This is a genomic window from Nocardia colli (assembly GCF_008704205.1).
Lineage (GTDB): Bacteria > Actinomycetota > Actinomycetes > Mycobacteriales > Mycobacteriaceae > Nocardia > Nocardia colli.
The window spans coordinates 1-9,676 of sequence record NZ_VXLC01000041.1 but is presented as its reverse complement, the minus strand read 5'-3'; the positions used below and the strand labels follow the sequence as shown (position 1 = coordinate 9,676).

Annotated in this window: 10 protein-coding genes; 3 read left to right on the top strand and 7 right to left on the bottom strand. The window is 67.7% G+C overall.

Features of this window, described 5'->3' with window-relative positions; all coding sequences use genetic code 11:
* Nucleotides 1-256: 256 nt before the first annotated feature.
* From F3087_RS43360 to F3087_RS43350, 3 genes are all read right to left on the bottom strand, one after another.
* Nucleotides 257-1,195 carry a patatin-like phospholipase family protein gene (locus F3087_RS43360; protein WP_223885795.1) on the bottom strand — a complete coding sequence of 313 codons (939 nt, stop codon included), beginning with the start codon at nucleotides 1,193-1,195 and terminating at the stop codon, nucleotides 257-259.
* 82 nt (nucleotides 1,196-1,277) lie between these two features.
* Nucleotides 1,278-3,077: an acetyl/propionyl/methylcrotonyl-CoA carboxylase subunit alpha gene (locus F3087_RS43355; RefSeq protein ID WP_150408027.1), complete on the bottom strand. Its 1,800-nt coding sequence runs from the start codon at nucleotides 3,075-3,077 to the stop codon at nucleotides 1,278-1,280.
* A 162-nt stretch (nucleotides 3,078-3,239) separates the two neighbouring features.
* Nucleotides 3,240-4,154 carry a sulfurtransferase gene (locus F3087_RS43350; protein WP_150408026.1) on the bottom strand — a complete coding sequence of 305 codons (915 nt, stop codon included), beginning with the start codon at nucleotides 4,152-4,154 and terminating at the stop codon, nucleotides 3,240-3,242.
* Nucleotides 4,155-4,320: 166 nt separating this feature from the next.
* Here F3087_RS43350 and F3087_RS43345 point away from each other — a divergent pair, with 166 nt between their 5' ends.
* Nucleotides 4,321-5,127: a helix-turn-helix transcriptional regulator gene (locus tag F3087_RS43345; protein ID WP_150408025.1), complete on the top strand. Its 807-nt coding sequence runs from the start codon at nucleotides 4,321-4,323 to the stop codon at nucleotides 5,125-5,127.
* Here F3087_RS43345 and F3087_RS43340 read toward each other — a convergent pair.
* From F3087_RS43340 to F3087_RS43330, 3 genes are all read right to left on the bottom strand, one after another.
* A complete protein-coding gene (locus F3087_RS43340; RefSeq protein WP_150408024.1) occupies nucleotides 5,053-5,688 on the bottom strand; it encodes a Maf family protein in 636 nt (211 codons plus the stop codon). The genes F3087_RS43345 and F3087_RS43340 overlap by 75 nt on opposite strands.
* Entirely contained in the window at nucleotides 5,685-6,014 is a 330-nt protein-coding gene (locus F3087_RS43335) for an acyl-CoA carboxylase subunit epsilon (RefSeq protein WP_150408023.1), read from the bottom strand. The genes F3087_RS43340 and F3087_RS43335 overlap by 4 nt, the downstream gene beginning before the upstream one ends.
* Nucleotides 6,015-6,174: 160 nt before the next feature.
* Complete coding sequence (locus F3087_RS43330) at nucleotides 6,175-7,815, bottom strand: acyl-CoA carboxylase subunit beta (protein WP_150408022.1); 1,641 nt, start codon at nucleotides 7,813-7,815, stop codon at nucleotides 6,175-6,177.
* Nucleotides 7,816-8,022: 207 nt separating this feature from the next.
* On the opposite strand from F3087_RS43330, the gene F3087_RS43325 reads away from it, so the two are divergent.
* Both F3087_RS43325 and F3087_RS43320 read left to right on the top strand, forming a co-directional pair.
* Nucleotides 8,023-8,211 carry a hypothetical protein gene (locus F3087_RS43325; protein ID WP_150408021.1) on the top strand — a complete coding sequence of 63 codons (189 nt, stop codon included), beginning with the start codon at nucleotides 8,023-8,025 and terminating at the stop codon, nucleotides 8,209-8,211.
* Nucleotides 8,212-8,263: 52 nt separating this feature from the next.
* Entirely contained in the window at nucleotides 8,264-9,064 is an 801-nt protein-coding gene (locus tag F3087_RS43320) for a biotin--[acetyl-CoA-carboxylase] ligase (protein ID WP_223885794.1), read from the top strand.
* 41 nt (nucleotides 9,065-9,105) lie between these two features.
* Here the strand turns inward: F3087_RS43320 and F3087_RS43315 are convergent.
* The coding region (locus tag F3087_RS43315; RefSeq protein WP_191094435.1) for an acyl-ACP desaturase at nucleotides 9,106-9,676 on the bottom strand (571 nt) is incomplete at its 5' end.

Below are 9,676 nucleotides of genomic sequence, written 5' to 3'. Positions count from 1 at the left end.
CATCGACCGCGTGAATCCGCCCGAGAGGCCACCTGCACCAGTTCCCGCTGATCATGAACGTGGCCGCTGGCGGGCAGGTTCACACCTGGAGTACGCCTCCGGCTCCACCGCTGCATTCTGCGGACCTCGAACTCGGCCGTGATCGGTGAGATTTGTACTCTCGCTCGGGATCTGCGCTCACTTTCGCGGCCCTATTATTGCCTCGGATCCGAGCTGATGTGCGGCTGGTCAGCGGTCCCAGCTCCCTGGGACTCGCTCAGGCGACGCGGGCGGTGTCGGACAGCACCGACATGACCGCGCGGCGGCCGATGTCCAGCGCCGCGGCCAGCAGGGTGGTGTCGCGGGCGGCGCTGTCGATGTCGGGGGAGCCGAGGGGCGGGTGGATCTGCAAGACGGAGTCGCCGAGTTCGGCGAGGGCGCGGTCTTCGACGGCCTGCTGATGCGGCCGCTGGACCCATGCGCGGTACGCGCCGGGGGCGATGGCGCGCAGGTAGCTGCCGCCGACGACACGATGCAGCAGCGAGGCCGGCGGTCGTTGTTCGTCGATGCGGCGGGTGCGCAGGACGAGCGCGTGCGTCGCGCCGTCGCGGACCGCGGTGCGGATCGGGACGGTCTCGGTGAGCCCGCCGTCGAAGTAGTGGGCGTCGCCGAGCGCGACCGGCGGGCCGGCCAGGATGGGCAGCCCCGCGGAGGCGCGTAGCGCGCGCATGAGGGTGCGTTTGTCGACGATGTGCGGGTGCAGGTCGACCGCGCGGCCGGTGCGGATGTCGGTGGCGATGGGGTGAAAGGTGGTGGAGTTGGCCAGGATCGCCGGGAAGTTCATGCCCTCGACGCCGTCGTAGACCTGATGCACCAGGTAGCGCAGGTCGAACGCGGGACGCCCGCGCAACAGCCTGGCCGGGTCGATGGCGCGGCGCATGATCTCCGGATCGGTCCAGGAGCGCATGCCCGAGCGCGCGCGGCCACCGAGCAGCCAGGCGCCGTTGATCGCGCCCGCGGAGGTGCCGTAGACGGCGTCGAAGACCGCGCCCAGGCCGAGTTCCTCGATGGCCGACACCATGCCGCTGGAGTAGACGCCGCGACTGCCGCCGCCCTCGACGACGAGCACCAGCCGATTCCCGTCGGCGCGATTACCCGCCGCGCGACGGGCGCGGATCAGCTCCGCGACAACGGAGACGATCTGCGTACTGGTCACCGGACCACGATACGACAGAGCGGGCGCGGACGTCATTGTCCTGCGCCCGCCCGAAGCGGTGTTCGCCCTACGTTTACGCGCGCTACTTGATCTCGGCGAGCACCGTTCCCTGAGTGATCGCGGCGCCGGCCTCGACGGTCAGCCCGGTGACCACACCGGCCTTGTGCGCGTTGACCGGGTTCTCCATCTTCATGGCCTCGAGCACCACGATCAGGTCGCCCGCCTCGACGGTCTGGCCCTCTTCGACGGCCACCTTCACCACGGTGCCCTGCATCGGCGCGGTGACCGCGTCACCGGAGGCCGCACCGGCGCCGGCGCCGCCACGGGTGCGCGGCTTCGGCTTCTTACGGACCACACCGGCGCCGTTGCCCGCGGCCGCGCCGCCGCCACCGAGGCTGAACTGCCCGGGCAGCGACACCTCGACGCGACGCCCGCCGACCTCGACGACGACCTTCTGCCGGGGCAGATCCTCGTCCTCGTCGGTCGGCGCACCGGCGGTGTACGGCTCGACGGTGTTGTTCCACTCGTTCTCGATCCACTTGGTGTAGACGTCGAACTTCGTGCCGTCACCGATGAACGCGGGGTCCTCGACGATCGCCTGGTGGAACGGGATGACCGTGGCCAGCCCCTCGACCCGGTACTCGGCCAGCGCTCGCCGGGCCCGTTCGAGGGCCTGGGTGCGGTTCTCGCCGGTGACGATCAGCTTGGCCAGCATCGAGTCGAACTGCCCGCCGATCACGCTGCCCTGCACCACACCGGAATCCACGCGCACGCCGGGGCCGGTCGGCTCCTTGTAGACGGTGACCGGGCCGGGGGCGGGCAGGAAGCCGCGGCCGGCATCCTCGCCGTTGATCCGGAACTCGAACGAGTGCCCGCGCGGGGTCGGGTCTTCCTTGATGGTCAGCTCTTCGCCGTTGGCGATGCGGAACTGCTGGCGCACCAGGTCGAGGCCCGCGGTCTCCTCGGTGACCGGGTGCTCGACCTGCAGGCGGGTGTTCACCTCGAGGAACGACACCGTCTCGCCCTGCACCAGGTACTCGACCGTGCCGGCGCCGTAGTAACCGGCTTCCTTGCAGATCGCCTTGGCCGAGGCGTGGATCTTGGCGCGCACGTCGTCGGACAGGAACGGCGCGGGCGCCTCCTCGACGAGCTTCTGGAAACGACGCTGCAGCGAGCAGTCGCGAGTGCCCGCGACCACCACGTTGCCGTGCTGGTCGGCGATGACCTGCGCCTCGACGTGGCGGGCCTTGTCCAGGTACTGCTCGACGAAGCACTCGCCGCGACCGAAGGCGGCGACCGCCTCGCGGGTGGCCGACTCGAACAGCTCGGGGATCTCTTCGATGGTGTGCGCGACCTTCATGCCGCGGCCACCGCCACCGAAGGCGGCCTTGATCGCGACCGGCACGCCGTACTCCTTGGCGAAGGCGACGACCTCGTCGGCGTTCTTCACCGGGTCCTTGGTGCCTGCGGCCATCGGGGCCTTGGCCCGTTCGGCGATGTGCCGGGCGGTGACCTTGTCCCCGAGATCGCGGATGGACTGCGGCGAGGGGCCGATCCAGATCAGCCCGGCGTCGAGGACGGCCTGGGCGAAGTCGGCGTTCTCGGACAGGAATCCGTAGCCGGGGTGGATGGCGTCGGCGCCGGAGCGCGACGCGGCATCGAGGATCTTGTCGAACACGAGGTACGACTCGGCCGAGGTCTGGCCGCCGAGCGCGAACGCCTCGTCGGCGAGCTGCACGAAGGGAGCTTCGGCGTCGGGCTCCGCGTACACCGCGACGCTGCCGTAGCCGGCATCCTTGGCCGCCCGAATCACGCGCACGGCGATCTCGCCTCGATTGGCTACGAGTACCTTCGTGATCCGTGCGCTGGCGTGGCTGGGCACTGAGCCTCCTGTGTGAAATCTTTTTTAGTCGCCCCGTGGTCGACGAAACTACGTCTGGGCGAGTGTAGGCAGTCTGCCAACAGACGCCGAACTCGGCCAGTCCTACTGAACAGTAGGTCGCGGATCACAACGGTGCCATCCAGATGGAAGTACCTGCGTGCGTTACTTACCGCGGGCCCGGCGTCCGGCGCCGGCCGGGGCCGCGCCGGGTTCAGTCCCCTTGGCGATCGGCATGCGCACCGAGTTGCCCCATTCGGTCCACGAGCCGTCGTAATTGCGCACGGTGTCGAAGCCGAGCAGATAGGTCAGCACGAACCAGGTGTGGCTGGAGCGTTCGCCGACCCGGCTGTAGACGACCAGGTCGTCCTCGCTGCCCAGCGCGCCGTAGATCTCGTCCAGCTCGGCGCGTGAACGGAAACGGCCGTCGTTGTTGAACGCCTCGGTCCACGGGATGTTCGCGGCGGTGGGGATGTGCCCGCCGCGCAGGGCCGCGTCCTCCGGGTTGATCGGCGGCTGGATGAGTTCGCCGGAGTACTCGTCGGGCGAACGCACATCGATGAGCGGCTTGCCGAGGTGCGCGAGCACGTCCTCGCGGAACGCGCGGGCGCTGCTGTCGTCGCGTTTGACCGCCGGATAGTCGCTGGGGGTGAGGTGCGGGGTGTCGAAGGTGGTGTCGCGTTCCTCGGAAATCCAGGCGCCGCGACCACCGTCCAGCAACCGCACATCCGGATGCCCGAACAAAGTGAAAACCCACAATGTGTGCGCCGCCTGCGCGTTGCCCCGATCACCGTAGATCACCACGGTATCGTCTCGCTCGATTCCCTTGGCGCGCATCAACTCGGTGAATCGGGCTCCGTCGATGTAGTCACGTGTGACCGGATCGTTCAGATCGCCCCGCCAATCGATCTTGGTAGCGCCGGGAACATGTCCGATGTCATAGAGCAATATGTCCTCGTTGGACTCGACGATCTTGAGTCCTGACGTGCCGATGTTTGCCGACAGCCACTCCGTGGTTACTAGTCGGTGAGGATGTGCGTAAGAACCAAATGCGGGATGAGGGTCCGGAGCAGCGGGCACGATGTGGGTCCTTCACGCGTGGTAGACTGTGGTTTCAGCGGTTCGGGTCTCACAGCGATGGTATGTGTGAGGCGTTAGTGACTCTCGTTTCAGATCACAAATCGGCTGAATGAGCGAATAAATCGCACCTGCATCCGATAAAGTCTCCCGGGAGGAGGGGTGAGCTATGTCCGATTCTTGGCCGCGGCGGCGACTGCTCGCGATCCTACGTGGCGCCAGCGAGCCTCTCGACGCCCAGGAACTGGCCAGAATCACCGGACAACACGTCACCACGGTTCGGTTTCATCTGGACGTGCTCACCAGGGAATCCCTGGTGCGGCAATTTCAGCAACCGCCCCGCGGTCGCGGACGTCCGCGCATCGGATACAGCGCGGTGCAGCGATCGGTCGGTTATCAGGAACTCGCGCAGGTGCTCGCCGATCAACTCGGCCCGGATCCGCGCCGGCGTTCCGAGGCGGCCATCGCGGCCGGACGCTCCTGGGGCGCGAAGCTGGACGCCGGTGACCATCGGGTCGAATCGCTGGAAGACGCGAAAGACGTCGCTATGACGGTGCTTTCGGAGCTGGGCTTCGCACCCGAACGCGATCCGAACGAGACCAGCGAGCAGGCGCTGATCCGGCTCACCGCGTGCCCGCTGCGGGAACTCGCGCGCACGCACTCCGAGGTGGTCTGCGGTGTGCACCTCGGCCTGATCAAAGAGGTACTCGATCGCAGCGGCGCGCGCGGCGATGTGAACGTGCGGCTGCATCCGTTCGTCGAGCCGGAACTGTGCGTGGTCCGGCTGGAGATGATGGCGCGGCGCGAGCAGGAAATGCGGCGCGAGCCGGACGGGCGTGAGGTGGTCACGGTGCCGGTGACCGGGGATGCGACCGGGTCGGAGCCGCTGATCGCGCCGCCGTCAGGTGGCCGGGTGGCCCCACAACTGCGTAACGGCGACCCCAACGTCGCCAAGCAATCGGCGCAGCAGTGGTAGACCGATCCCGATCACGCTGGACGGATCGCCGTCGATCCGCTCGACGAACCAGCCGCCAAGTCCGTCGAGCGTGAACGCGCCCGCCACCTGCAACGGCTCGCCGGTGGCGATGTAGGCGTCCAGCTCGTCGGGTTCCGGTTTGGCGAAATGCACTGTGGTGGAACTGCAGTCGATCGCCTCGGCGATGATCTGGCCGTCCTGCAGGCGCAGGACGCAGTGTCCGGTCACCAGATCGGCGCTGCGCCCGGCCATTTCGCCCCAGCGGGCCCTGGCCACCTCGGCGGTATGCGGCTTGCCTTGCAGCTCGCCGTCCACCAGCAGCATCGAATCACAGCCGACGACAACACAATCGGCGGCGAGTTCGGGAATCGTCGCGGCGATCGCCGCGGCTTTGGCCTTGGCCAGTTCGACGACGACCACCTCGGGCGAGGTGCCGTCGGGCAGCGCGGCCTGGATCGCGTCCTCGTCCACGTCCGACACCCGGACGATCGGATCGATGCCCGCCGAACGGAGTACTTCCCGGCGGGCCGGCGACGCGGAGGCGAGAACGAACCTCGTCACCCGCGCAGGTGCGACAGCTGCGGGAAGGCGTAGGGCGAGAACGGGGAGGTGCCCCGGTGCATGAAGGTGGGCCTGCCCCACATGTCGGCCGGGCCGGACGGGGCGGCGGCGCTGTCCGCGGCGGCAGAGAGCACGCACACCAGCGCCGCGATCTCCTCGTCGCTCGGGTTGCCCTTCACCACGGTGAAGAACGGCGCGGCGGCCGCGACGGCGGACTCGGCGACGGCCGCGTCCGCGTCGGCCACTGCGACCTCGTCGGTGATCGCACCGACGGTGAGGTCCAGTTCGGCGGCGGTCAAAACATCTTCTTCTGCCACGGTGGTCACAGTGCCAGATCCCTTCTTTGCCTGATCAGGCGAGTTCCTCGGTCGCAATCAACGGACGGATGATGCGATCATCCTCGGATCCACTCATTGCGTCTCTACATCCAGTGTGCGCGGCCTACCGAGCGTATCGCTGGATCGACGCGGGGTGTTGCGGCCGGAATCACAGCGGGATGTTGCCATGCTTCTTGGGCGGCAGCGTTACCATCTTGCGCTCCAACAGCCGCAGCGCCGAGACGATCTGGCCGCGCGTGTGCGAGGGCGGAATGACCGCGTCCACATAGCCGAGCTCGGCGGCGATGTACGGGTTCACCAAGGTGTCCTCGTACTCGTTCTGCAGCTGAAGCCGCAGCGCATCGACGTCGTCGCCGCTCTTGGCGGCATCGGCGAGCTGCTTGCGGTAGACGAAGCCGACGGCGCCGGAGGCGCCCATCACGGCGATCTGCGCGGTCGGCCAGGCCAGGTTCACGTCGGCGCCCATGTGCTTGGAACCCATGACGTCGTAGGCGCCGCCGTAGGCCTTGCGGGTGATGACCGTGATCTTTCCCACAGTCGCCTCGCCGTAGGCGTAGAGCAGCTTCGCGCCGCGCCGGATGATGCCGTTGTACTCCTGGCCGGTGCCCGGCAGGAAGCCCGGCACATCGACCAGGGTGAGGATCGGGATGTTGAACGCGTCGCAGGTGCGCACGAACCGCGCGGCCTTCTCCGAGGCGTCGATGTCCAGGCAGCCGGCGAACTGGGTGGGCTGGTTGGCCACGATGCCGACGCTGCGGCCGTCGATCCGGCCGAAGCCGACGATGATGTTCATCGCGCGCTCGGCCTGTACCTCGAGGAACTCGTCGTCGTCGAGCAGGCGACGGATCACCTCGTGCATGTCGTAGGGCTGGTTCGGCGAATCCGGGATGATCGAGTCCAGCTCGCGGTCCTCGTCGGTGAGCGAGTCCTCGATGGCGCCGTCGATCGGGTCGGTGGCCGGGAAGCGCGGCGCCTCGGCGCGGTTGTTGCTCGGCAGGTAGGACAGCAGGTCCTTGACGTAGTCGAGCGCGTCCTGCTCGCCGGAGGCAACGTAGTGCGCCACACCGGATTTCACCATGTGCGTGTGCGCGCCGCCGAGGTCCTCCATGGTGACGTCCTCGCCGGTGACCGTCTTGATCACGTCGGGTCCGGTGACGAACATCTGGCTGGTCCCGTCGACCATCACCACGAAGTCGGTGAGCGCCGGGGAGTACACGTGCCCGCCCGCGGCCGCGCCCATGATCAGCGAGATCTGCGGGATCACGCCGGAGGCCTGGATGTTGCGGTGGAAGATCTCGCCGTAGAGGCCGAGCGAGACGACGCCCTCCTGGATGCGCGCGCCCGCGCCCTCGTTGATGCCGACCAGCGGACGGCCGGTCTTGAGCGCCAGGTCCATCACCTTGACGATCTTCTCGCCGTAGACCTCGCCGAGGCTGCCGCCGAACACGGTGACGTCCTGGCTGAAGATGCAGACGTCGCGGCCGTCGATGGTGCCGTAACCGGTCACCACGCCGTCGCCGAGCGGCCGGTTCTCCGCCAAGCCGAAGTTCACGCTGCGGTGCCGGGCCAGCGCGTCGAGCTCGACGAAGGAGCCCTCGTCCAGCAGCGCCAGGATGCGTTCGCGGGCGGTCATCTTGCCCTTGGCGTGCACCTTGTCGACCGCGGCCTCACCCATCGGGTGCTGCGCCTCATCCAGCCGATTCCGCAGGTCAGCCAGCTTCCCGGCGGTGGTGTGGATGTCGGGGGCGCCCGCTGGATCTTGCGCGGACTGCTGCTGGACACTCGTCATGGCTCCGGAGTGTAACGAGTGACAGTGTTTCCCACTAACCCAGTAGGGGCTACCAGTGGGTAAAAAGCGCAGCTAGATCGGGTTGCCGGAAAGAAACTCCAGGGGTTTTGGCGTATTTGCGCCGGTAGAAAATCGGTATCAATCCACGTGGGTGGCCAGATAGCCTGGAGGAGTCCAGTTTTCGTGCTCAGGGGGAGGAGCCCAGATATGTGGGAATGGAGCAAAACCGTCGCGGAACACGCGGCCGCTGCGGCTTGGACGAGCTGTCACGAGTTCGAGTCGGAGCCGACGATCCTGGATCCGGACCAGCGGAGCGAGGCCACGCATGGGGACGGCGAAGGCGCCGACGGTGCGGCCCGCGCGCCGAGTGACGAGATGTACATCCTCGTCGGCTAGTCCCGCGACGACCTTGTCCGGCAGGCTGCCGCGCACCAAGTAGCCTGCCCCTGTGACCAGGTCTCCTTTGGATGCAGAGCAGTTGCGGCGCAGTCTCACCGAATTGCCCGAGCTGTCGTTCTTCCGCCACATCGAGGTGGTGGAGTCGACCGGGTCCACCAACGCGGACCTGATCGCGCGCGCCGGCGAACCAGACGCCGACCGCGCGGTACTCCTTGCAGAGGCGCAGGAGCAAGGGCGCGGCCGGCACGCGCGCACCTGGGTCAGCCCGCCGCGGGCACAGATCTCGCTGTCGCTGCTGGTGCGACTGGACGGGATCGAGCCCGCGGTGCTCGGCTGGCTGCCGCTGCTCACCGGCATCGCCGTGGTGGACGCACTGCGCGCGACCGCCGGTGTGGCCGCGAACCTCAAGTGGCCCAACGATGTGCTGATCGATGGCCGCAAAGTGGCGGGCATCCTCGCGGAGGTCGCGACCGGCAACGCCGCACCGGCGGTGGTCATCGGCATGGGGTTGAATGTCAGCCTCACCGAGACCGAACTGCCGGTGCCGCATGCCATTTCGCTGACCATCGCGGGCGCGGAGAACACCGACCGGACGCAGATCGTGCTGTCGATGCTGACCGAATTCGCCCGCCGGTTCACGGCTTGGCGCGACGCGGGCTGGCAGACCACCGATCTCGCCGCCGCCTACCGCGAGCGGTGCGCGACGCTGGGCGTGCAGGTGCGCGCCGAATTGCCCGGCGGCCGAACACTTACCGGCATCGCCACCGACATCGACGACGCGGGCCGCCTGCTGATCGGCGACCAGCCGGTCTCCGCCGGCGACGTCACCCACCTGCGCGCCGAGTACTGAAAACGAAACAGCCGCACAGTTTCCTGTGCGGCTGTTCGCGATCAGGCAGGTTGCAGTGCGGCTTTCGCGGCTTCGCGGGCGAACATGCGGTCGCGCTGTTCCTCGAACTTCAGTACGTCCTGTTCGAGCTTCTCGATGAACACCCCGAGTTCCTCGCGGGCCTGTTCGCCGCGCGGGCCGAAGTCGTTGCGTTCGAAGATGTTCCACTGCTTGAGCACCGGCGCCACCACATCCTCCAGGTGCTGGCGCAGGTCGTAGATGCCGTGCTTGGCCATCAGGACGCCGTTGCGGCGGAAGTTGGGCATGCCCGCGCCGGGCATGACGAAGTGGGTCAGGATCTTGGTGATGGCCAGCATCGCCTGATCCGGCGCCAGGTCGAGGCCCGCGGCGCACATGTTGCGGTAGAAGATCATGTGCAGGTTCTCGTCCGCGGCGATGCGTTGCAGCATGCGGTCGGCGATCGCGTCGTCGCACACCCGGCCGGTGTTGCGGTGGGACACGCGGGTGGCCAGTTCCTGGAACGTCACGTAGGTGACGCTTTCCATGAATCCGCCCCAGTTATCCGGCGCGGCAACCCCGTTCGTCATGTGGATCATCCGCGCCGCTTCGAGC